Origin of the sequence: Gleimia hominis (assembly GCF_002871945.2) — a bacterium.
GTDB lineage: Bacteria > Actinomycetota > Actinomycetes > Actinomycetales > Actinomycetaceae > Gleimia > Gleimia hominis_A.
Genome location: NZ_CP126963.1, coordinates 629,762 through 652,454, shown reverse-complemented (window position 1 = coordinate 652,454; position 22,693 = coordinate 629,762). Strand labels below are relative to the sequence as shown.

Sequence of the window (22,693 nt, the reverse complement as noted above, 5' to 3'; positions counted from 1 at the left end):
AAACCGGTTGTTGACCGCGTGTGCGCGCAGAAAAACGGACGTGGTATTTTATGAACATTGAGTTTTGAAACGCATTACGGAAGGCAGTTTCATGTTCGAATCGTCAGAGCAAGCGCTGACATATGTGGAAGAACACGACATCGAGTTTATTGATATTCGTTTCTGTGACCTAGTGGGGGTGCAGCAGCATTTCACTGTTCCAGCCGACCAGCTGGCAGACGTTCTGGAAGCAGGCGTTATGTTCGACGGTTCTTCAATCCGCGGGTTCACCCAAATTCACGAGTCCGACATGAAGCTAATTCCGGACGTCACTTCCGCGTACGTGGACCCATTCCGCACGCATCCGACGCTCGTGATCCTGTTTTCGATTGTGGATCCGTTCACTGACGAACCTTTCTCGCGCGACCCACGCCAGGTAGCCGCAAAAGCGGAAGCATATCTGCGTTCAACCGGGATTGCGGACACGTGTTACGTGGGTGCGGAAGCGGAGTTTTACGTATTCGACACCGTTTCGTATCAAACCCAGCCGCACGACACGTCCTTCTTTATTGATTCCGATGAGGGATATTGGAACTCGGGGCGCAAAGGTACGCGGGAGCATCCGAACCTCGCGCACACGATTGGCCGCAAAGGTGGGTACACGCCCGTGGGGCCGGCTGATGATAAGGCGGAGCTGCGTGACTCGATCGCGTCCACACTGGCGCAAGTGGGTTTGCACGTGGAACGCGGCCACCACGAATGCGGTTCCGGTGGGCAGCATGAGATTAACTACCGGTTCGATTCCCTCCGTACCGCTGCGGATGATTTGTTGAAGTTCAAATACGTGGTGAAAAACCGCACGCACGAGTTCAACCAGACCGCCACGTTCATGCCTAAACCCCTGTTTGGCGACAACGGCTCGGGGATGCACTGCCACTTCTCCCTGTGGCAAAACGGGGAACCCCTGTTTTACGACGCAAACGGGTACGGGCAGTTGTCGGACACGGCCCGCTGGTTTATTGGCGGACTCCTGGCCCACGCTCCGGCGTTGCTGGCGTTCACGAACCCGTCAATTAACTCTTTTAGGCGGCTAGTTCCCGGTTTTGAGGCGCCCGTGAACCTCGTGTACTCCGCGCGGAACCGGTCGGCGTGCATCCGCATTCCAGTTACTGGCACGTCACCGAAAGCGAAACGCGTCGAGTATCGCGTGCCCGACCCCACCGCGAACCCGTACTTAGCGTTCGCCGCGTGCCTCATGGCGGGAATAGATGGGATCCGCAACCGGATCGAACCCCGCGAACCCATCGATAAGGACCTCTACGAGCTGCCGCCTGAGGAATACCACGACATCGAAAAACTACCGGCGTCACTGGAAGCTGCGTTGGACGCGCTCGAAGAGGACCACGAGTTTTTGCTCGACGGTGATGTGTTCACCCAAGACCTGGTGGAAACGTGGATTCGGTACAAGCGCGAGCAAGAAATCGCGCCGATGCGCGCCTACCCCCATCCGTACGAGTTCGAACTGTACTACAACCTGTAGCCGAGGGTGCTTACCAGTTCGTAAACAGGCATACTCGAAGGTATGCGCAACGTTACGAACCTGAATGCACTTCCAGAACAAACCCAGCGGGCACTATCGCGCGTACGCCTCGCGGTAGTGGACATGGACGGCACGCTTTTGCTGCCCGGCGGAGATTTTCCGCCCGGCATGTGGGACGTGCTGGGCGAGCTGGATGACGCTGGCATTACATTCGTGCCTGTGTCGGGGCGCCAGCAATACACGCTTGCACGCATGTTCGACCCACACCACCCGGGGATGACGCTGATTGGCGAAAACGGTGGGATGATCCGCCGCGACGGACACGGCGAACCTACCGTCGTGTTCGAACCCGATCTGGTGCACGCGCTGATTGACGCGGTGCGGCAACTGCGTGCAGAAAACTATGACGTGGGCTTGCTGCTTTCCACTCCCGAAGGCGCCTACGTTGAACGCACCGACCAGCCGTTCTTGGACCAAGTGCTGTACTACAACGTGCGCACCAACCAGATTGGTGATTTGCATGAGGCAGGCGCGTCCCCATGCACGAAAATGGCGCTGTACGACTTCGGCCATCCGGACACAGGTTCGTACGCTCGGCTGGCACCGTTCAAAGATCAGCTGCAGATCGTGCGGGCAGCTGACCACTGGTTAGACTTCATGCCCCTGGGGTCAAACAAGGGCGTTGCCGTGCGCACGCTGCAAACTGATTTGGGGATCAGCCACGACGAAACCATCGGGTTTGGTGACTACGAGAACGACAACGAACTGTTGGACGCGTGCGGATTTTCTTTTGCGATGGCGAACGCCCACGAGAACGTATTTCCACACGCTCGCTACGTCGCCGAGCATCACGCGCACGCGGGTGTGCTCAAAGTAATGAAGTGGATCTTAAGCCACCGTCGTTAGGCCGCTCGCATCACACCGGTCAGAGGCCAGACAGCAGATCGGCAGAGCGCGTGTGCGGAGCGTGCGTAGCCCGGTACTCAAGCTGCAAGAGGGCACGTTTGCGTTCCACCCCACCGGTGAATCCCGTGATAGACCCGTCAGCACCAATCACCCGGTGGCACGGCAACACAATACACAGGGGGTTACGCCCCACCGCGGATCCAACTGCCCGGGCAGCACCAGGCTTACCGAGCTTTCGGGCAATATCCCCATACGAAACCGTGTCCCCATAAGGAATCGTTTCTAAAGCCCGCCACACGCGCTCACTAAAAGCTGGGCCACTCACACTATGGGGCACCGCGAAGGTGCGCAACTCGCCCTCAAAATAAGCCGCCAACTCTTCAGCCGCATTCGACAAAACCGAATCTGCCGGGGACACCCACACCCCGACGTAGGGGTTATCCGTGCGGGTATGATCCGCAAACTGACACGCAACTAGCTCATCTGAACGCGCCGACAAGATTAAGTCCCCAATCGGGCTCACCGTCAAAGTGCTCCGCAAAACCACCGGCTACTACTCCTCACCATTAAACGCATTCAGTCTAGCGTTTAACCTCAAGGCGTTTCATCAACTATTGTTAAGTTACACTCGACTATTGTTTTGAAGGAGACCGTGGTGTTGTTTCGTGGACGCAACCGTTCGCACCCTAACCGCAGTGAATGCACCGTTTACGATTTCATGGTTAAACGCGCGCGTAAATCACCGAACCAGGTTGCTGTCCGCCGGCGCCGTGGCGTGGGCGGTTGGACCGGGGTTACCGCGCGGCAACTGCTCAACGAAATCGATGAGTGTGCCCGCGGTTTCCTCGGGATGGGCCTGAAAAAAGGTGATCGGGTGGCGATCATGGCATCCACTTCATACGAATGGATGCTGCTCGACTACGCGGCGTCCTCCCTGGGTATCGTCATCGTTCCGATTTACGATTCAGACTCCGCTGAGCAAATCACGTGGATTACCCGTAAAGCACACATTCAAATGGCGATCTGTGACACGATTCAACGCTATGAACTGCTGGAACACGCGTGCGCCCCCACTGTGAAACAGTTCCTCACCCTCGAATCAGACGGCCTACAAACCCTCATTGACGCGGGCGCTCACGTAGACGAAAATCAGCTCACCACGGCGCAGTCGCAGCCACAAATTGATGACATCGCGACGATCATATTCACCTCTGGCACCACCGGTAAGCCGAAAGGCGCGATTCTAAGGCACCGCAACTTCGTCGATACGATCTACGCGATCCACGAGCGGATTCCTTATGCGATCGGCGACCCGAATCAGAGTTTGCTGCTCTTTCTCCCGCTCGCGCATGTGCTCGCCCGCTTTGTGCAATACGCGGTTCTAGCCGGCCCCGCCGTGGTCGCTCACAGCCCCGACACGAAGAACCTCCTCACGGACATGGAGAGCCTTAAACCATCTGCCCTCCTCTTGGTCCCACGCGTGCTCGAAAAAATCTATAATGCTGCGGAAGCGAAAGCCGGCAAGGGTTTGCGTCTAAAACTGTTCCGCTGGGCGGCGTCGCGCGCCATCGCGTTCTCGAAAGCACAGCACACCCGCCTGGGCCCATCGGCGCGTCTGCGTGCCGAAAAAGCGCTCGCCCACCGCCTGGTGCTCCACCGGGTGACGGATGTGCTCGGCCCAATGCAGTACATGGTGATTGGTGGCGCCCCCCTGTCTTCCGATTTAGGGCACTTCTTTCACGGCCTCGGCATCGAGATTTTGCAAGGCTGGGGACTATCGGAAACTACCGGCCCCGCCACCCTCTCAGACCCCGTCACGACCCCCATGGAATCCGTTGGTTCGGCTCTGCCAGGCAACGAACTGCGCATCAGCTCCGACGGAGAAGTGTGCGTGCGTGGCGACGTGGTGTTCCACGGGTACCTCGACGACCCAGAACAGACCCAAGAGGCACTTCAAGACGGGTGGTTCCACACCGGTGACCTCGGCACGTTAGATGAGCGTGGGAACCTCACCATTACGGGGCGGATGAAAGACCTCATCGTCACGGCGGGTGGGAAGAACGTGTCCCCGGCCGTGCTGGAGGACGCGTTGATAACCCACCCTCTCATCGCCCACGTGGTGGTGGTCGGTGAGAAACGCCCCTACATCGGAGCCCTAATTACGCTGGATGAAGAAATGCTCCCAACCTGGCTGGAAAACCATGGGCTAGACCCCATCTCCCCGATCGCAGCCACGCACGACCCGAACGTGCGGGCCTCCTTGGACCGCGCCATTAAACGCGCTAACAAAGCGGTGTCCCGCGCGGAGTCAATCCGCCGGTTCCGCATCATCAACGCGCAGTTCACGGTCGACAACGGGTACCTCACGCCCTCACTGAAAATCAAACGCAACGTAATCACCCGTGACTTCGCAAACGAAATCGACGCGCTGTACAACGAGGAAGACGACTAGTCGATTGACTCGCGTTCCTCAACGGGTGAACTAGCCAGCACTTTCTTTAGGTATTGCCCGGTGTAGGACGCGGCAACGGTGGACACGTCCTCGGGGGTACCCTGCGCGATTACGGTGCCCCCACCTTCACCACCTTCTGGCCCCATGTCGATTACCCAGTCCGTGGACTTAATAATGTCCAGGTTGTGTTCGATTACGATCACGGTATTGCCCTTATCCACCAGGCCCTGCAATACCAACAGGAGCTTGCGGATGTCCTCGGAGTGCAAACCGGTGGTGGGTTCGTCCAGCACGTACACGGAACGCCCACGGGAACGCCGCTGCAGCTCCGACGCCAACTTTACGCGCTGAGCCTCACCGCCCGACAGGGTAGTTGCAGACTGGCCTAAACGCACGTATCCCAACCCGACTTCCACGAGAGTGTTGAGGTGCCGCGCGATCTTTTGGATCGGGGCAAAAAACTCCGCGGCCTGCGCGATTGGCATTTCCAAAATGTCAGACACGGTCTTGCCCTTGTACAAGATCTCCAGCGTCTCTCGGTTGTAGCGTTTACCGTGGCATACCTCGCACGGCACGTACACGTCGGGTAGGAAGTTCATTTCTATCTTGAGGGTACCGTCACCTTTGCATGCCTCACACCGACCGCCTTTGACATTGAATGAGAAGCGGCCCGGCGTGTACCCACGCACTTGGGCCTCCGGGGTTTGTGCGAACAGTTGCCGCACGTGGTCCCACACGCCGGTGTACGTCGCGGGGTTTGAACGCGGAGTGCGCCCGATTGGAGACTGGTCCACGTGCACCACTTTGTCCAGGTCTTCCGTGCCGGTCACGGACGTGTGCCGGCCCGGTACGAGCTGTGCCCGGTTCAGCCGCGTCGCGAGTGAACGGTACAAAATGGAGTTCACGAGCGTTGACTTCCCGGACCCAGATACGCCCGTGACAGAGATGAACACGCCGCGGGGGAACTTAACGGTAATGTTGCGCAGGTTGTTCTCCCGCGCTCCCTTTACGGTGATCATTTGTTTCTTGTTCACCGGCCGCCGTTTTGACGGCACGGCAATCGCCTTCCGCCCCGACAGGTAGTCCCCCGTTAACGATTGAGTGTTTTTCTTCAGCGCCGCGACCGTGCCGGAGTGGATGATTTCGCCTCCCTCTTCACCCGCTCGCGGCCCAATGTCCACGATCCAGTCGGCAGATTCAATCGTTTCTTCGTCGTGCTCCACCACGATCAAGGTGTTCCCCAGGTCGCGCAGGTGCAGGAGCGTGTCGATCAGGCGCCGGTTGTCGCGCTGATGCAAACCGATTGACGGTTCGTCGAGCACGTATAGCACCCCCACCAGGCCCGAACCTATCTGCGTTGCCAGTCGGATTCGTTGCGCTTCCCCGCCAGACAGGGTTCCGGCCGCGCGTGAAAGCGTGAGATAGTTCAGCCCCACGTCCAACAGGAATTGCATGCGCACCAGTACTTCTGTCAACACGGGTTTGGCAATTTTCGCCGCCGCCCCTTCTAGCTTGAGGGTAGACAGCAGTTCGTGCGCCCGCGCAATAGACAGGTCTGATAGCTGCGCGATTGAAACTCCCCCAACCGTGACGGCCAGAACCTCAGGTTTTAACCGGGCCCCGTGACACTTGGTGCACGGAACTTCCCGCATGTACGAGTTCAACCGGTCCAACTGGTTTTCTGACTCAGTTTCTTCCCGTTTGCGTTCAATGTACTGTACTGCGCCTTCGAAGCCCGTCGTGTAGGAGCGTTCACGCCCCCACCGGTTGCGGTACCGCACGTGTACCTTGTAGTCACGCCCGTGCAACACCGCTTTTTGAATCTTCTTCGGCAGATCTTTCCACGGCGTATCCATAGAAAAATCTAACTGTTTCGCCAAGCCCTTCAACAGATTGCGGTGGTACTTGTTGTTCGCCGTCCACACCGCAACCGCGCCTTCGGCTAATGACAGTTCCTTATCGGGCACCACTAGGTCTTCATCCACTTCCAACCGCGAACCAATTCCGGAACACGTGGGGCACGCCCCGTATGGAGCGTTGAATGAGAACGTGCGTGGCTCAATCTCCTCCAGCGTCAACTCATGGTTATTGGGGCAAGCGCGTTTTTCCGAAAACCGACGCGACCGCGCCGGATCATCTTCGGGCAGGTCCACGCGTTCAACCACCACGATCCCGTTCGTTAAACCGAGCGCTGTTTCCACCGAATCCGTTAGCCGCTGGTGAATCCCCTCGCGAATAACTAGGCGGTCCACTACCACGTCAATATCGTGACGCAGCTTCTTCTCCAAAACCGGCACGTCATCGAGCCGGAACTGTTCCCCATCGACCACCACGCGGGCGAACCCTTTTTCGCGCAGCTCCTCAAACAAATCCTGGTACTCGCCCTTGCGGCCACGCACCATGGGCGCACGCACAATAAACCGGGTGCGCTGCGGAAACTCCATTACCGCGTCCACAATCTGCTGCGGGGTTTGCGACACGATCTCTTCCCCACACACCGGGCAGTGCTGAATCCCAGCCCGCGCGTAGAGCAACCGCAAGTAATCGTGAATCTCCGTAATCGTCCCCACCGTGGACCGCGGGTTGCGGGACGTGGACTTTTGATCAATCGAAACAGCGGGCGAAAGACCCTCAATGAAATCTACGTCCGGCTTGTCCATTTGCCCCAAGAACTGGCGGGCATATGACGACAAAGATTCCACATACCGCCGCTGCCCCTCAGCGAAAATCGTGTCAAACGCAAGTGAGGACTTACCTGACCCAGACAAACCGGTGAACACCACCATTTTGTCGCGCGGCAAATCGACATTAACGCTCTTCAAGTTATGTTGACGGGCTCCGCGGACTACAAGATTCTCATGCACATCACCCACTCTAGAGCATCATCGCAAACTGTCGCACAACTGTTCGATTGAGAATCCTCACTAAAGACCTAGAAAATTAACGATTTCAGGAGGATACTGGTTATATGCCGATTTATGCTGTCACCTACGAATACGAACCATCGACGCAAACATTTTTGAACGAACTGCGCCACTCGCACCGCAGCTATCTGCGTGGGCTGAATGCGCAGGGGAAACTCATTTCTTCCGGGCACTTGCGCGACGCCACGTTCGCCGGCGCGCTCCTGCTCATGCACACTGCGACTGCGCGGGAAGCGCAAGAGCTACTGGAAAAAGACCCGTTCTTCTCACAGGGCTTGGTGCGGCGCATAATTATCCGCGAATGGGAACCCACGATTGGCGATATGGCGGAGAAGTTTGAAACTCCCGCTGACTTTCCACAGCCCAACCCCTGATCCTCGGCCGCTACTCTGATTCGCTGGCCCACTAGGTGTAGGCACTGTGGTTAGCACGAGGTCCCCGCTTCCGAAGACGCGGGGACCTCTCTGGTTGAAAAATTAGCTTGGCAACTACTTCATGCCGTAGCTGAGTTTAGTGGCTCCGAACTTGAAGCGAAACGGTTTTACCTGTGCCATCGCCTGGCTGAGCGCCACGCGGACTTCATCGGGACGTTCCACCGCACTCATGTGAGCCGCATCCGTAATCTCCTGCACGGTCACAGCGTCGTTACCACCGTTTCTAACCGTTTTCGCGAACTCTTGGGCCTCGTCTGGTGGTAGTGTCTGATCGTGCGTTGCACAAATTATATTCAACGGTTGCGCCAGCGTTGCTGCGCCATCGCGGTTATCCATCGAAGCGATCACCTCGCAGCACTGCGCGTACCCCTCGTCAGCGCAGGATATGAACGTGTTGCGGGTGCGCTGCACGCGCGGGCCACGCTGGGCGAGGAACTGGGGAGTGAACCAGCGTTGCATCGTGGCATCCACCAGTGACTGCGTGCCATTCGACCGCACGGCCGCCGCCTTTTCCTCCCACGCGCTCGACGGTTCCAACACCGGCCCCGACGACAGCATGGTTACTGATTTAACCCGCTGGGGCGCGTTTATTGCGAGCCACAAACTGAGCATTCCACCCAGCGACAACCCAGCCGCGTGGAACGTGTCTACCCCCACGTCGTCCAACATTTTCAATATCGCGCGCCCAAGGTCCTCAACCTGGGCAGGTCCATCGACATCCAGAAGTGGGGACAGGCCGTGCCCGGGTAGATCGTAGCGAACCACGCGGAACTTGGTGAGCGCCGGCATCACGTCGTCCCACATGTGCCGGTCAGATCCAAGCGCTGACCCCAGTAGTAGCACCGGTGCTTCCGGGTGTCCCTTAATGTCGCAAGAAAGATTTGTATCCATGCCTTTACGCTAGCACTTAAAGCCGCGGTGCCCCATGCCAACCCTCATGGTAAATCGGGGGAACTTTGCTATGGTGACAAAAGTGAAGTTATCGCGTTATATCGACCCGTTTGTTGTCTCCCTAGTGACCATTCTGGTGCTGGGAATTTTGATTCCAATTCCCTCCGGGTGGATCAAAGCTCTTGAAATAGCGGGCAAAGTGGCGGTAATGGCCCTGTTTCTCGTATATGGAATGCGGCTTCGCACCTCTGAAGTTTGGGAAGGATTAAAAAATCTCAAACTTCAAGGGACAGTAATGTTTTCCACGTTCGTGTTCATTCCCCTGTTGGGGTGGGCACTTTATCCACTTTTGAGGCACGAGGCACTGCTGGGCCCCACGTTCGCCCTGGGGGTACTGTACATGACACTGCTGCCTTCGACCGTCCAGTCCTCCGTGTCGTTCACATCGATTGCCGGAGGGAACGTGGCGGGCGCGGTCTGCTCCGCGACCGTGTCTAATATTATCGGCATGGTCATTACACCACTGCTGGTCATGCTCATGATGGGAGCGAAAACGGGGGTGGGCAGCGACTCGATAGTCAACGTTCTAATCCAGTTGCTGATCCCTTTCATTATCGGCCAACTGCTGCAACCAAAACTTGGGAACTGGGTCCGACGCTCAAAGTGGCTAACCAAAGTAGTTGACCGCGGCACCATTCTGATTGTCGTCGCCGCAGGTATTGCCGGTGCTACTGCGCGCGGATTGTGGGCCACTGTGTCGTGGAAAGACGCGATCATGCTCATCATCGCAGCCGCAATAATCCTGGCTATCGTCATGTCGGCAACCTGGCGGGCGGGCCGTTTCTTGAAACTGTCCCGGCCCGACAACATCGCGTTACTCATGTGCGGTTCCAAGAAATCCCTAGCCACCGGCCTGCCGATGGCGGCGATCATCTTCCCCCCGCACATCGTTGCGCAAGTGACGATCCCGGTCATCGTTTTCCACCAGCTGCAGCTCATGGTCGCAGCCGTGCTGTCACGCCACCTCGCCGCTGGTAATGCAGAGGACACATCCACCTGGTAGGTCACTGACGTAACGCCCAATCCTGCTTAACCCAGGTTACTGAACCGGCCAAGTTCGCAATGAACTCGGTCACCGAACAATGCGCGTCACGGTACCGTACGCTCGGTCGTGGGTTCGGTGAATCCCCTCTAAAAGCAGTGCCTGCACGATGCCGGCAAGGGCGATTATCAGCCACGTCCACCCCGACGGCCACTGCAGTGCGAAGAAGGTGCGCAGCATCGGAGTCATTACGGTAACTACCGCTAAACCCGCCATGGTGGTCAAAAGCGCGATGCGCCACGGCACTAGGGGCCGCGACAAGATGCCAAGTAGGTAGAGGCCACCAATAACCACCGCGAGGGTCGCAGCTGTTGACGATTCCTCCCTGGTTTCACCGCAAAGCCGGTATATCACCAGGGCGGTAATGCCAATCACTACGGCTGAAGGCACGGCCAATGCCAGGGTGCGTTGCAAGAACCCGGGTGTGTAGCGGCGCTTGTTGGGTGCGAGTGCCAAGAAGAATGAGGGAATGCCGATTGTGAGGCTGGAGATGATCGTCATTTGCCGCGGCAAAAACGGGAACCGCCACGCCATGAGGGCAACCACCGCGGAGATAGCGGCAACGTAAAAGGTCTTGGTTAAGAACAGGGACGAGACGCGCTCCATGTTCGCGATAATGCGCCGACCTTGCGCAACCACTCCCGGGAGTTTAGAGAACTTCCCATCAACCAACACCACTTTCGCCACTGCTTTTGTAGCCGTGGTGCCCGACCCCATTGCGATCCCCAGGTCTGCAGCTTTCAGCGCCAAAACGTCGTTCACCCCATCACCCGTCATCGCCACCGTATGCCCATCAGCTTGCAGAGCCTTCACCATTTTGCGTTTCACATCCGGGGTGACGCGGCCAAACACGTCGTAATCTTGACACACGCGGCGGGCTTCAGCTTCGTCTTGCGGGAACTCGCGGGCGTCAAACGTCCGCACCTGCCGATCTCCACATAACTTCACCCGCTGCGCCAACGCTCCCACAGTGGTGGGGTTGTCCCCGGAGATGACCTTTAGCCCCACTTCTTGTTCCCTAAAGTACTGCAGCGTTTCTTCGGCATCCGAGCGGATTTCCTCTTGCAACACCACCAGCAGAACCGGCGCAAGATCGTCTGCCAGCTCTGGTTCGTCTTCGTTAAGTGGCTGCTTCGAATGCACTAGGCAAACCACGCGCGCTCCCTGCTTAGCGCATTCATCGACTTGTTCGCGGGCTTGCTGCGCGGCCTCTCCCCTAGCCTGCTTCAGCAGAATCTCGGGCGCACCGAAAAACCAGGTTCCCTCAGGATCTAGCATAGCAGACCACTTGCGAGACGAATCGAACGCGACATACCGGTCCGGATCCGACGGGGAAACGTCTTCTAGAGCGGATTTAACGGCCCGGGCGGTGTCATTTCCACCGTCGCTCACTAAGTACGCCAATGCGCGGCGGCCCGCCTGGTCATCATCCACATAGTGGTTCATTTCGGTGACCGTCATTGTCCCCGTGGTGAGTGTTCCGGTTTTGTCCAAACACAACCGGTCAACCCGGGCCAGCACCTCCACTGCATTCAACTCTTGAACCAGTACGTTTTGACGAGCCAACTGCGCGGACGCCAACGCGAAGTTCATTGAGGTAAGCAGCACCAATCCCTGCGGAATCATGCCTACCACCCCCGCGATCGCCAAGACCACGGCGTGCTGCCACGACACGCCCTCCGCACTTCGCAGCTGCGACCACACCAGCAGGCACACCATCGGCACGATCACCCAGGAGATCCATTTCAACACCCGATCGATGCCCTCGGCAATCTCTGAACGAGCGCGAGTGAACTGCTTCGCCTCCGCTGTTAACTGCCCCGCGTACGCATCCCGGCCCACGGCGGTTGCTTGGAACACCCCGTTGCCCGCCACGATAGTCGTGCCAGACATGAGCGAATCTCCCGCCTGTTTCGCTACGGGCACGGACTCGCCCGTAAGCATGGATTCATCCACCCGCAGGCCCGCACCGTGGCGCACCTCACCGTCCGCAACCACCTGGTCGCCGGCGTTCAAACAAATCACGTCCTGCGTGACCACGTCCGACGATGGAACCTCCTGCGCTTTTCCATCGCGCACCACCACTGTTTTCGGGGATTGAAGTATCGCCAACTTGTCTAGTGTGCGTTTTGCCCGCAGCTCCGAACCCGTTCCAATGAGGATATTTGCAACCATTACCACGCCGAACACGGCGTCTTGCCACTGCCCCACCAGCAGCACAACAACCATGCAAGAAACCAAGATCGCGTTAAAAATGGTCAGCAAGTTGGTCCGCAAAATCGCTTTGAACGACCGCGATGAGCGCGTGTTCATCCGGTTCGACTCACCGCGCTCTTGCGCCTGCTTCACTTGCGCGGTTGTTAACCCAGATTCTGCGTACGTAGAAATGGCACTAACATCTTTCACACGCACTAGCTTAGCGGTATCTAACCACGCGAGGAGAACCCGACCTGCCCTCAAGCAAAATCAAAAGGAAAACCGGTTTATTCGCTACGAACGTGACTTGTCTTTGCGGGACTTCCAAATGGATGCGACTACGGTAACTACCAGGGTGAAGATAATGAAGCCTAAAGAACCGGGGATGCCGATTTCGGGAACGTCGAACCCCTGGCCGCCGTTTAAGAAACTAAACGTATTCTCGTGCATAGCGTGCAAAATCAGTTTCACCCCAATGAACGCGAGGATCGCAGCTAAACCAAAGTGGAGGTAGACGAGTTTTTCTAACAGGCCATCGATCAAAAAGTACAGTTGCCGTAACCCAAGCAGAGCAAACGCGTTGGCGGCAAACACGATGAACGGTTCACGCGTTAACCCGAAAATCGCGGGAATCGAATCGAACGCGAACATGAGGTCCGCGGACCCGAGCGCGACGATCACGAGCAACAGGGGCGTAATATATGTGCGGCCCGCATGCCGATGCAAAAGTTTGTCGGACACGAACCCGTCGGTAACCGGAAACACCTTCCGCATGAGGGTCACGAACTTCGGTTCAGTATACTCCGCGTCTGCCTCATCATCTTGCAACCCATCGCGCACCTGCGTGTACGCTGTGTAAAGCAACCACAGGCCAAAAATGTAGAAAATCCACGCCCACCGCGCAATAATCGCGCCCCCAATGAGGATAAATACGAGCCGCAACACGAGCGCAATGACGATACCGGACAGCAGCACTTTCTGTTGGAATGCCCTGGGGACGCGGAATGCGCCAATAATTATGATGAACACGAACAGGTTGTCGAGCGAAAGGGACCACTCGGTGATCCACCCCGCCCAGTACTCCCCCGCGTACTTCAGCCCCCAAATCCCCCAGATCAGAAGGCCAAATGCTAACGCTAAAGCAATGTATCCGGCGCTCCACTTAGCGGCTTCTTTTAGGGTGGGTTCGTGCGGGGTGCGCACGTGCCCAAAAATGTCTACCGCCACCAGCGCTACGACTACGGCCGCTAGTCCGAGCCAGCCGAGAAGATGGACGTCCAAAACGATGGTCCCTTCAATGGATTATCTGCAGTTTTAACAATAGCGCACCCAGTTTAATCGGCCCAGGTTGCGCCCGCAGCAACAACATAGTGTGAGGTAGTTGGCGAGCCGGCGTTCAGACCCAGCGGGTGCCCACACAAAAGCTGTGACCGGGCTTTAGTTAGCGGCCCGCATCTGCCGCAGCTCCTGTTTTAGTTCCGATAGTTCGTCGCGCAACCGCGCTGCAACCTCAAACTGGAGGTCTTCCGCTGCGGCGTGCATCTGCTGGGTGAGCTGGTCAATCAGCCCCTCCAGGTCGGCCTCCGCAGCACCTGCCAGTTGGGCGCGCGTCGACAGTCCCTCAAGGCCCTTATCCGCATCCGTAACCGGCTTACGGTACCCACCGGAAAGCAGTTCCTCCGTATCAATATCCTCGCGGGCAAGCATGTCGGTGACATCCTGGATCTTTTTCCGCAGCGGCTGCGGATCCACCCCGTGTTCCTTGTTGTACGCTATCTGCTTCTCGCGCCGGCGCTGCGTTTCATCGATCGCGTACCGCATGGACTCCGTAATGTGGTCCGCGTACATATGCACCTGCCCATCCACGTTCCTGGCAGCACGTCCAATGGTTTGAATCAGGGACGTGGTGGAGCGCAAGAACCCCTCTTTGTCCGCATCCAAAATTGCCACCAGTGACACTTCCGGCAAGTCCAGTCCCTCACGCAGCAAGTTAATCCCCACCAACACGTCGAACTTCCCCATGCGCAGTTCCCGCAGCAGCTCCACCCGCCGGAGCGTATCCACGTCAGAATGCAGGTATTCCACGCGGATATCGCGCGCCAGCAGGTAGTCTGTCAGTTCTTCCGCCATTTTTTTCGTGAGGGTAGTTACCAAAACCCGTTCGTTCCGTTCCACCCGCTGGTTAATTTCATCCATGAGGTCATCGATTTGCCCCTCCGTGGGTTTCACAATCACTTTCGGGTCTACCAGACCAGTTGGGCGGATAATTTGCTCCACCACTCCGTGCGATTGCTCCAACTCGTACGGGCCGGGCGTTGCCGACATGTAGATGGTTTGGCCGATGCGTTCCAAGAACTCATCCCACTTTAGGGGCCGGTTATCCATCGCCGATGGTAAGCGGAAACCGTGGTCCACGAGCGTGCGTTTACGCGACATGTCCCCTTCGTACATCGCCCCGATTTGCGGTACCGTAACGTGCGATTCGTCGATTACGAGCACGAAGTCGTCCGGGAAGTAATCAAGGAGGGTGTGCGGTGGGGTCCCTGGCCCACGCCCGTCGATGTGCCGCGAATAGTTCTCAATCCCCGAACAAGAGCCAATCTCCCTCATCATCTCCAGGTCGTACGTGGTGCGCATCTGCAGGCGCTGCGCCTCAAGCAACTTATTTTGCTTCTTAAACCACGCCACCCGCTCATCCAGCTCCGCTTCAATCGACTCGATCGCGTGCTTCATCCGTTCCTCCCCCGCCACGTAGTGGGATGCGGGGAACAAGAATGCGTGGTCCACCTCGCGAATCAAATTCCCCGTCAGCGGATGCAGCACCGCGAGGTTCTCAATCTCGTCGCCGAACATTTCGATGCGGATTGCAAGTTCCTCATACACGGGAATGATTTCGATCGTGTCCCCACGCACGCGGAACGTGCCCCGCGTGAACGCCACATCGTTGCGGGTGTATTGCATGGCGACGAACTGGCGCAGCAGCTCATTGCGGTCAATTTCCATCCCCACCTGCAGTTCCACCATGCGCGCCACGTATTCCTCGGGGGTCCCGAGGCCGTAAATGCAGGACACGGACGCAACCACCACGGTGTCACGGCGAGTCAACAAACTATTAGTGGCGGAGTGGCGCAAACGTTCCACCTCGTCGTTAATAGACGAGTCTTTTTCTATATACGTATCCGTTTGCGGCACATAGGCTTCCGGCTGGTAGTAGTCGTAGTAGGACACGAAGTATTCAACCGCGTTATGGGGTAGTAGTTCCCGCAGTTCCGCCGCCAGTTGCGCCGCCAGTGTCTTATTGGGCGCCATCACCAGCGTGGGGCGTTGGATCTGTTCGATTGTCCACGCTGCAGTCGCGGACTTACCCGTGCCCGTTGCTCCCAGCAGAACCACGTCTTTTTCACCCGCATTAATCCGGTCTCGCAACTGTGCGATCGCGCTAGGCTGGTCCCCGGAGGGGCTGAATTCGGAAACGACTTCGAACGCTGCTTCTTGGCGCACAATAGGGCTATCCATACCCGCTAGTCTACGTGCCTACCGGGTTTTCGCCACGCGCGTTCGCTTCCCGCGTTAAACCGTTTGGTCTGCGATTTCCAGGTGCGTATCGAGCAGTTCCGTGAGGCGGTGCGCGTCTTCGCGCAGTTTGCTTGCGGTCGCGTTGTTGCGCACTTCTATGTGGGCGTGGTCGAGGCGTTCTTGATCGCTTAGTTGCGCGCGGATCCGAGCGTCGAACTCCTCCCGGCTTACTCCCCGCTCGTGCTGCACCCACGCCGCCCGTTTCTGTAGCGGCGCGGTAATCACCACGACCGCATCCACGTTGTTTACCCCGCCGGATTCTATGAGCACCGGCGCGTCGTAGAATGCGTAGCGACCCGGTGCGTTCGCCATGAGTGCTTGTGCCCGCGCGTGGATCAGTGGGTGCGTGATGGCGTTGAGATCCGCGCGGGCTGTGGGATTTGCAAAAACTATTTCCGCCAACCGCGCGCGGTCAAGTTGCCCATTGGGGGCAATCACCGCTGCTCCGAACCGGTGCTCAATCTGAGCCAACGCCGGCTCACCGGGCCCGACTATCTCGCGTGCAATCTGGTCCGCATCCGCCACAACTTCCCCTAAGCTGAGCAGCGCACTTGTGAACGTGGACTTACCGCTTCCTATTCCCCCGGTGATCCCCACTCGGTAGACCCACTTGCTTGCAGCTGGTGGCAGTGGTCGCAGTTTGATTAGCATGCGCGTGCCCTTTCAGATCATTGGTCAAGTGTGTCTATAGCATAAGTGGGCTCAGCCACTGGCTGAGCCCACTCGTGCTTATTTCGCTAAGTGCGCGGGTTAGTTGTTCGTCAACTTCTCACGCAGCGCTGCGAGTGCTTCGTCGGAAGCGAGCGTGCCGGAAGATTCCACGGGAGTGGAGTAGGACGCCGTGTCCTCGATCGAAGGCGCTGCTTCTGCGTCTTCTTCGAGTGCGCGCGCCACCTGTGCCTTGTGGGCTTCCCACCGGGCGTGTGCCTGCGCGTACTGTTCTTCCCAAGCGTCTCGCTGCTCTTCGTAACCTTCCATCCATTCCTGGGTTTCGGGGTCGAAGCCTTCGGGGTACTTGTACTCGCCGTTCTCGTCGTATTCTGCGGCCATACCGTACAGTGACGGGTCGAAGTCCTCCGAGTTCGGGTCGATGCCCTCGTTCGCCTGCTTGAGTGACAGGGAGATGCGGCGGCGTTCCAAGTCGATGTCAATGATCTTGACGAACACTTCGTTGCCAACCTTAACGACCTGCTCTGGCGTATCGATGTGGCGCTGGGCCAACTCGGAAATGTGCACCAGGCCTTCGATTCCGTCTTCCACGCGGACGAACGCGCCGAACGGAACCAGCTTCGTGACCTTACCGGGCACAACCTGGCCGATCGCGTGGGTGCGGGCAAATACCTGCCACGGATCCTCTTGCGTGGCCTTCAGGGACAGTGAAACGCGTTCGCGGTTCATGTCCACATCCAGAACCTCCACGGTAACCTCGTCGCCTACCTCAACCACTTCAGACGGGTGGTCGATGTGCTTCCAGGACAGTTCGGATACGTGTACCAGGCCGTCTACGCCACCCAGGTCCACGAACGCACCGAAGTTGACGATCGAGGAGATGACACCGGTGCGGATTTGACCTTTTTGCAAGGTGTTGAGGAAGTTTGTGCGAACCTCAGACTGGGTCTGCTCGAGCCATGCGCGGCGCGAAAGAACAACGTTGTTGCGGTTCTTGTCGAGCTCAATGATTTTCGCTTCGAGTTCACGCCCAATGTAAGGCTGCAGGTCGCGCACGCGACGCATTTCAACCAGTGAAGCCGGGAGGAAGCCGCGCAGACCGATGTCTAGGATCAGACCACCTTTAACAACCTCGATGACGGTGCCGGTAACAACCCCGTCCTCTTCCTTGATGTTCTCAATGGTGCCCCAGGCACGTTCGTATTGGGCGCGCTTCTTCGAAAGAAGTAGGCGGCCTTCCTTGTCCTCCATTTGTAGGACTAGCGCTTCGGTCGTGTCTCCAACTTCAACCACGTCGTCTGGGTCGACGTCGTGTTTGATGGAAAGTTCGCGTGAAAGAATAACGCCTTCGGTTTTGTAACCGATGTCGAGCAGGACTTCGTCACGGTCGACCTTGACGACTGTACCTTCGACGATGTCGCCTTCTTTGAAGTATTTAATGGTCTCGTCGACTGCGGCGAGTAGATCCTCTTCGGATCCAATGTCGTTTACGGCAACCTGCTCGGGCTGCTGGGGCGTAGAGGTGGTCATATATTTATGTTCCCCAAATTTGCTTATAGTAGTTATCGGACAAAGTACATGCGTGCCTCACACCTGTTATGGGGTGCATATCCATTGGATATTTCCCAGCTGGGAGAGCAGGGTGTCAGACACACAATGCCGATACTATCAGGTAACAGGCCCGCAATTACTAGCCGTATCCCCCTATTCAGAAAGAGAGATTGGTCGCATTTTACTGTTTTTTAGTGTGCGGCTGTTCTCCATGAGGTCCCCACCCCGACTGACACGTCCAGAGGAACATCCAAGTGGCCGGCACTGCCCATCTGCTCGCGCAGTATGGATTCGACCTGGTCAACCTCGGTTTCCCCCACTTCGAGCACGAGTTCGTCATGAACTTGCAGGAGCATGCGGGCACGCAAACCAGCTTCCGCCAATGCCTTTTCTACGTTCAGCATCGCGACTTTAATGATGTCGGCGGCCGACCCTTGAATGGGAGCGTTGAGGGCAGCGCGTTCCGCAATTTCGCGCCGCTGCCGGTTCGTGGAGTTCAGGTCTGGGAAGTACCTGCGCCTCCCCATGATCGTCTCGGTGTACCCCGTGTGCCGTGCTTGCTGCACGATGGCTTGAAGGAAGTCCTGTACCCCTCCGAACCGTTCGAAATACTGTTCGCGCAGCGCACGCGCCTCATTTACGCTCGTACCTAACTGCTGTGACAGACCGTAGGCAGACAAGCCGTACGCCAACCCGTAGGACGTGGCTTTGATTCGCGACCGCAAGTGTTGATCCACGTCCTCAACCGGCACGTGAAACACCATCGCAGCCATGGTTTTGTGTAGGTCCTCACCGGATTTGAATGCCTCAATCAACGCGGAATCTCTAGACAAGTGCGCCATTATCCGCATTTCAATCTGCGAGTAATCGGCGGTTACCAGCAGATCGTAATCTTGGCCGGGGACGAACGCTTCCCGAATCCGCATGCCTTCACTGGTGCGGGCCGGGATGTTCTGCAGGTTCGGATCCGACGAAGCCAGCCGGCCTGTCGCAGCCGCGGTTTGTTGGAAAGTCGTGTGGATCCGCCCATCTGGCGCCACGGCGTCAATCAGCCCATCCACGGTTTGCCGGCGTTTAATCTTGTCGCGGTGCGCCAGCAGGTTCTCTAAGAACGGGTGGTGGGTTTGCGCATACAGTTTCTCGAGGGCCGCCGCGTTAGTTGTGTACCCGGTTTTGATCTTGCGGGTTTTGGGCATGTTCAGATCTTCGAACAGCACTGTCTGCAGCTGCTTTGGGCTGGAGAGATTGACTTGTTTCCCGATTGCATCGTATGCGCCTTGCGCTGCCTGCTGCGTTTCTTTCGCTAACTCCCCCGCCAGGTCTTGCAGTACGCGCCGATCGACCTGTATGCCGCGCGTTTCCATTTGGTAGAGCACTTGTTGCAGGGGCGCTTCCAAACCCGCGAGGAGCTCGCGCGCGTTCCGCTGGTCCAACCACTGTTCCAGCTGGTCGCGCAGGTCAAACACGGCGCATGCCAATTGTGCGATCGTCGCTGTGTCCGTAAACAGTGGTTGTTGCTTTCTGTCCTCCGGTTCCGGGACTTCCCGATCTAAATAGGTTTGGGCGAGCGAGGAGATCCGGTAGTTCGCCTGTCCCGGCTGACACAGATACGCTGCTAATTCCACGTCGAACACGTCGTCGCCAAGCTCCATGCCCCGCTGAGCAAATTGGTGCCGCAGGGTTTTTGCGCCGCGGACCGTGAGAGGAGCCGACGCAAGTAGTGCCCCCAGTTCTTTTTCTCGCTTTGCATCCAGTTCCAGGGGGTCCAGCACGAGCGCCCGACTGTCGCGGTAGAGTGCGATTTGCGCGATTTCTTTGTTTCGTTCGTGCGGGAACACGTCAATAGCAATCCCCCGCGCCGCCTCCACTTGCTTCGCCCACTCTTGCACCGAAATATCACGGGTGGTTTGCACTTGGGTTTCCTGACGGGTTTCTTGAGGCGCCGAGTTCTGCTGCGCTTTTTCCCCGCTGGCTTCTCCCACGTCAACGGCTCGCACCCGGTCGCGCAACGTGCGGAACTGGAGGCTTTCGAAGAGTTTACCGAGAGCTACGTGGTCCACCTGCTGGCGGCGCAGAGCATCCAAATCCACCCCCAAGTCCACGTCGGTGCGCAAGTGGTTTAACCGCCGGTTACGTTTCACATCCTCCGCATGCTCGCGCAGCGCTTCGCCCCGTTTCCCACCGATTTTGTCGGCGTTCGCCAGCACTCCTTCAAGACCATCGTATTTTCGAATCCACTGAGCCGCAGTTTTCTCCCCAACGCCGGGTACACCGGGCAGGTTGTCGGCCTTTTCCCCTACGAGTGCGGCGATGTGCGGGTAGCGCGCGGGTTCCACCCCGTATTTTTCTTCTATCGCGGCCGTGTCCATGATCCGCAGATCCGATGGGCTCCGCCCCGGGTAGATCACTTGCACGTGGTCGGTGATCAGCTGGAACGAGTCGCGATCGCCCGATGCCACGAGTACGTGCGCGCCCTGGTCTTGCCCCATGCGCGCCAGGGTTGCGAGGATGTCGTCAGCTTCGAATCCCTCTTTCGTTAAAACCGCGATGCCCATCGCTTTGAGCACCTGTTCGATCAACGGCACCTGGTCTTTGAACTCTTCGGGAGTTTTCTTCCGACCCGCTTTGTAGTCTGCGTACTCCTGGTTTCGAAACGATCCGCTGGCGAGGTCGAATGCGACTGCCAGGTGAGTGGGCTTGTGGGTTTCCAGCATCTTCACGAGCATGGACACGAAACCGTAGACCGCGTTCGTGTGCTGCCCGCCGGAGGTAGTGAAGTTCTCCACGGGGAGCGCGTAAAAGGCCCGAAATGCCATCGAGTGTCCGTCTATTACCAGTAGTTCCGATTCACTCATCGAGTGGAGATTCCTTTCACTACGCTCATTCACTACGCTCGTTATCCGGCGCGTTCGATTAGTCCCAAGTTCCTAGTGCCACCTTTTCGCAGTCGCGTACGGGAATTGCTCCGTTCCTGTAAAGCAACTGCGGTTAGGTGCGTTAGAAAAGTTCCGCCCTGAGGGGTTAGCTTTCCGTGACCTGCTCGATCACCGCGTCCGCAACCTCACGCATCGACAGGCGCCGGTCCATGGATGTTTTTTGGATCCACCGGAAGGCATCGGGCTCACTCATGCCCATGCTGTTCATGAGGAGGCCTTTCGCGCGGTCAACGCGCTTGCGGGTTTCAAACCGCTCGGTGAGGTCCGCGATTTCGTCTTCCATCGCCATCATTTCACTTTGCCGCGACAGGGCGATGTTAACGGCGGGCAGCAAGTCGGTTGGTGAGAACGGCTTTACAACGTATGCCATTGCCCCGGCGTCACGTGCACGTTCAACCAGTTCGGTCTGCGAGAATGCTGTGAGCATAACCACAGCACAGGAGAGTTCTTTTAGAATAATCTCGGCCGCAGTGATCCCGTCCATTTTCGGCATTTTCACGTCGAGCACGCAGACATCTGGTTCCAGCTCGAGGGCTTTGCTCACCGCGTCCTCACCATTGTCACATTCCGCAACCACGTCGTATCCAGCGCCCTTCAGCGTTTCCACTATGTCGAGGCGGATGAGTGTCTCATCTTCAGCTACAAGAACGCGGCGCGACTGTTTCTCCAAGTTGGTCATCCTTATCCTTATTTTGAAATCTAGGTCTTGTATCCTATTCTAGTTCATGTTCGCAGATGGCGAGGTAACACGTTGGCATTCATAGCGAACATGCATTATTCTGTAACACGTGCTTAATGCAGCGGCTCGGTAGCCCAATTGGCAGAGGCGGTCGGCTCAAACCCGGCTTGTTATGGGTTCGAATCCCATCCGAGCTACTAACTAAAGAGGCCAAGGCGATTGCCTTGGCCTCTTTTTTATGTCTCAACCTCGCGTTCGTGGCCTAGAGGCCGCGTTCGTGGATTCCTATTTTCCAAACGCACGTTCGCGTGTATTCCAAACACACGTGCGTGCGCGTGGTTTACGCTACCGGTTCCAGCAGGAGCCCTAAGAACGCGGCTGCTTGCCCACGTTTAGCAGGTTCTGCTAGCTCGTCGATTGCCTGCAGCACGCGGTGGTTCGTCATGTCTTGGAACCAGGGGCGAACCGCCTCTGAAAGACTTGTTTCGAACAGGTTGCGTGCCTGCCGGCCGCTGTGCGTGTCATAAATGCTAAATTTCTTCATTCTTCTTCCTTCCTCTTCCGTGGTGCTGTGCGCGTAGTGTGCGCAGGTAAACACCACTAATAGCTTTTGGTACTTGGGCACCGCCCGAAACTATAGCGCTGTGTCGTCAGCGGCTTGGTGCTAGCGCAAGATGGGTAGTTGCTAGCAGCATGGGCTTCGTTGGCAAAAGCCAAGAGCGTCTAGCCAAGTTGTTTGCATCACCTTTCGGCAACACATTAAGTCTAAACAATATGCGGCGAAGAGGAAAGAGTCAAGTAAAACAAGGTGGGGTTACTCACAGTTGAGCAACCCCACTTACACCTGCCGGCCTAACA

Annotated in this window: 16 protein-coding genes and 1 tRNA gene; 6 read left to right on the top strand and 11 right to left on the bottom strand. The window is 57.4% G+C overall.

Translation table 11 applies throughout. The features are described 5' to 3' along the window. Positions 1-91 precede the first annotated feature (91 nt). Together glnA and CJ187_RS02910 are read left to right on the top strand one after the other, a co-directional pair. Complete coding sequence (glnA, locus tag CJ187_RS02915) at positions 92-1,519, top strand: type I glutamate--ammonia ligase (RefSeq protein WP_102215830.1); 1,428 nt, start codon at positions 92-94, stop codon at positions 1,517-1,519. A 42-nt stretch (positions 1,520-1,561) separates the two neighbouring features. Next, on the top strand, positions 1,562-2,425 hold the full coding sequence (locus tag CJ187_RS02910) for an HAD family hydrolase (protein ID WP_102215831.1): 864 nt from the start codon (positions 1,562-1,564) through the stop codon (positions 2,423-2,425). 19 nt (positions 2,426-2,444) lie between these two features. Here CJ187_RS02910 and CJ187_RS02905 read toward each other — a convergent pair whose 3' ends face one another. Beyond that, the gene (locus CJ187_RS02905; RefSeq protein WP_102215832.1) at positions 2,445-2,972 is read right to left on the bottom strand and encodes a methylated-DNA--[protein]-cysteine S-methyltransferase; all 528 of its coding nucleotides are present in this window, start codon (positions 2,970-2,972) and stop codon (positions 2,445-2,447) included. 108 nt (positions 2,973-3,080) lie between these two features. Here CJ187_RS02905 and CJ187_RS02900 point away from each other — a divergent pair, with 108 nt between their 5' ends. Beyond that, positions 3,081-4,877, top strand: a complete 1,797-nt coding sequence (locus tag CJ187_RS02900) for an AMP-dependent synthetase/ligase (protein ID WP_146003043.1) — start codon at positions 3,081-3,083, stop codon at positions 4,875-4,877. On the opposite strand, the gene uvrA is transcribed toward CJ187_RS02900, so the two are convergent. Further along, on the bottom strand, positions 4,874-7,741 hold the full coding sequence (gene uvrA, locus CJ187_RS02895; RefSeq protein WP_102215834.1) for an excinuclease ABC subunit UvrA: 2,868 nt from the start codon (positions 7,739-7,741) through the stop codon (positions 4,874-4,876). The two genes, CJ187_RS02900 and uvrA, sit on opposite strands and share 4 nt — an antisense overlap. A 104-nt stretch (positions 7,742-7,845) precedes the next feature. Here uvrA and CJ187_RS02890 point away from each other — a divergent pair, with 104 nt between their 5' ends. After that, positions 7,846-8,175 (top strand): YciI family protein, encoded by a 330-nt coding sequence (locus CJ187_RS02890; RefSeq protein WP_102215835.1) that lies wholly within the window; start codon positions 7,846-7,848, stop codon positions 8,173-8,175. A gap of 114 nt (positions 8,176-8,289) precedes the next feature. On the opposite strand, the gene CJ187_RS02885 is transcribed toward CJ187_RS02890, so the two are convergent. Continuing rightward, positions 8,290-9,126 carry an alpha/beta fold hydrolase gene (locus CJ187_RS02885; RefSeq protein ID WP_102215836.1) on the bottom strand — a complete coding sequence of 279 codons (837 nt, stop codon included), beginning with the start codon at positions 9,124-9,126 and terminating at the stop codon, positions 8,290-8,292. A gap of 82 nt (positions 9,127-9,208) precedes the next feature. Between CJ187_RS02885 and CJ187_RS02880 the strand changes: the two genes are divergently transcribed. Next, complete coding sequence (locus tag CJ187_RS02880; RefSeq protein WP_233187285.1) at positions 9,209-10,189, top strand: bile acid:sodium symporter family protein; 981 nt, start codon at positions 9,209-9,211, stop codon at positions 10,187-10,189. 69 nt (positions 10,190-10,258) lie between these two features. Here CJ187_RS02880 and CJ187_RS02875 read toward each other — a convergent pair whose 3' ends face one another. From CJ187_RS02875 to CJ187_RS02845, 7 genes are all read right to left on the bottom strand, one after another. Further along, positions 10,259-12,634 (bottom strand): HAD-IC family P-type ATPase, encoded by a 2,376-nt coding sequence (locus CJ187_RS02875; protein ID WP_233187286.1) that lies wholly within the window; start codon positions 12,632-12,634, stop codon positions 10,259-10,261. A gap of 84 nt (positions 12,635-12,718) precedes the next feature. Further along, positions 12,719-13,705, bottom strand: coding sequence for a TerC/Alx family metal homeostasis membrane protein (locus CJ187_RS02870; RefSeq protein ID WP_102215837.1), 987 nt, complete (start codon positions 13,703-13,705; stop codon positions 12,719-12,721). A gap of 156 nt (positions 13,706-13,861) precedes the next feature. Then, entirely contained in the window at positions 13,862-15,940 is a 2,079-nt protein-coding gene (gene uvrB, locus CJ187_RS02865) for an excinuclease ABC subunit UvrB (protein WP_102215838.1), read from the bottom strand. Positions 15,941-15,994: 54 nt separating this feature from the next. Beyond that, a complete protein-coding gene (coaE, locus tag CJ187_RS02860) occupies positions 15,995-16,651 on the bottom strand; it encodes a dephospho-CoA kinase (protein ID WP_102215839.1) in 657 nt (218 codons plus the stop codon). Positions 16,652-16,750: 99 nt separating this feature from the next. Beyond that, complete coding sequence (gene rpsA / locus CJ187_RS02855) at positions 16,751-18,199, bottom strand: 30S ribosomal protein S1 (protein ID WP_102215840.1); 1,449 nt, start codon at positions 18,197-18,199, stop codon at positions 16,751-16,753. Positions 18,200-18,411: 212 nt separating this feature from the next. Beyond that, entirely contained in the window at positions 18,412-21,075 is a 2,664-nt protein-coding gene (gene polA / locus CJ187_RS02850) for a DNA polymerase I (protein ID WP_102215841.1), read from the bottom strand. Positions 21,076-21,241: 166 nt separating this feature from the next. Next, positions 21,242-21,835 carry an ANTAR domain-containing response regulator gene (locus tag CJ187_RS02845; protein ID WP_102215842.1) on the bottom strand — a complete coding sequence of 198 codons (594 nt, stop codon included), beginning with the start codon at positions 21,833-21,835 and terminating at the stop codon, positions 21,242-21,244. Positions 21,836-21,958: 123 nt separating this feature from the next. On the opposite strand from CJ187_RS02845, the gene CJ187_RS02840 reads away from it, so the two are divergent. Continuing rightward, positions 21,959-22,032, top strand: a tRNA-Leu gene (locus CJ187_RS02840). 143 nt (positions 22,033-22,175) lie between these two features. Here CJ187_RS02840 and CJ187_RS02835 read toward each other — a convergent pair. Next, the gene (locus CJ187_RS02835; RefSeq protein ID WP_102215843.1) at positions 22,176-22,379 is read right to left on the bottom strand and encodes a hypothetical protein; all 204 of its coding nucleotides are present in this window, start codon (positions 22,377-22,379) and stop codon (positions 22,176-22,178) included. Positions 22,380-22,693 lie beyond the last annotated feature (314 nt).

What these genes read in the sequence shown, in the direction of transcription:
- glnA (WP_102215830.1), top strand. Translation starts at nt 92, where the DNA reads ATGTTCGAATCGTCAGAGCAAGCGCTGACATATGTGGAAGAACACGAC.
- CJ187_RS02910 (WP_102215831.1), top strand. Translation starts at nt 1,562, where the DNA reads ATGCGCAACGTTACGAACCTGAATGCACTTCCAGAACAAACCCAGCGG.
- CJ187_RS02890 (WP_102215835.1), top strand. Translation starts at nt 7,846, where the DNA reads ATGCCGATTTATGCTGTCACCTACGAATACGAACCATCGACGCAAACA.
- CJ187_RS02885 (WP_102215836.1), bottom strand. Translation starts at nt 9,126, where the DNA reads ATGGATACAAATCTTTCTTGCGACATTAAGGGACACCCGGAAGCACCG.
- uvrB (WP_102215838.1), bottom strand. Translation starts at nt 15,940, where the DNA reads ATGGATAGCCCTATTGTGCGCCAAGAAGCAGCGTTCGAAGTCGTTTCC.
- coaE (WP_102215839.1), bottom strand. Translation starts at nt 16,651, where the DNA reads ATGCTAATCAAACTGCGACCACTGCCACCAGCTGCAAGCAAGTGGGTC.
- rpsA (WP_102215840.1), bottom strand. Translation starts at nt 18,199, where the DNA reads ATGACCACCTCTACGCCCCAGCAGCCCGAGCAGGTTGCCGTAAACGAC.
- polA (WP_102215841.1), bottom strand. Translation starts at nt 21,075, where the DNA reads ATGAGTGAATCGGAACTACTGGTAATAGACGGACACTCGATGGCATTT.
- CJ187_RS02845 (WP_102215842.1), bottom strand. Translation starts at nt 21,835, where the DNA reads ATGACCAACTTGGAGAAACAGTCGCGCCGCGTTCTTGTAGCTGAAGAT.
- CJ187_RS02835 (WP_102215843.1), bottom strand. Translation starts at nt 22,379, where the DNA reads ATGAAGAAATTTAGCATTTATGACACGCACAGCGGCCGGCAGGCACGC.